1 protein-coding gene is annotated in these 348 nt (G+C 63.8%); it reads left to right on the top strand.

Going from position 1 to position 348, the window contains the following annotated elements:
* Nucleotides 1-348, top strand: a 348-nt coding sequence (locus ACG04Q_RS25725) for an EF-Tu/IF-2/RF-3 family GTPase (protein WP_394514707.1), incomplete at both ends; no start/stop codon positions are given.

Raw genomic sequence — 348 nt, 5'->3', positions numbered from 1 at the left:
AAGTTCGCGAACTCCTGTCCAAGTACGACTTCCCCGGCGACGACACCCCCATCGTCAAGGGTTCGGCCAAGCTGGCCCTGGAAGGCGACACGGGCGACCTGGGCGAGCAAGCCATCATGCGCCTGGCTGAAGCCCTGGACACCTACATCCCCCAGCCGGACCGTGCCGTTGACGGCGCCTTCCTGCTGCCGGTGGAAGACGTGTTCTCCATCTCCGGTCGTGGCACCGTGGTGACCGGTCGCGTCGAGCGCGGCATCATCAAGGTCGGCGAAGAAATCGAAATCGTCGGTATCCGCGAAGTCCAGAAGACCACGGTCACGGGCGTCGAAATGTTCCGCAAGCTGCTGG

It is taken from the genome of Pelomonas lactea (assembly GCF_043555885.1).
Classification (GTDB): Bacteria; Pseudomonadota; Gammaproteobacteria; order Burkholderiales; family Burkholderiaceae_C; genus Pelomonas; species Pelomonas lactea.
This window is presented reverse-complemented; position numbering and strand designations above follow the sequence as displayed.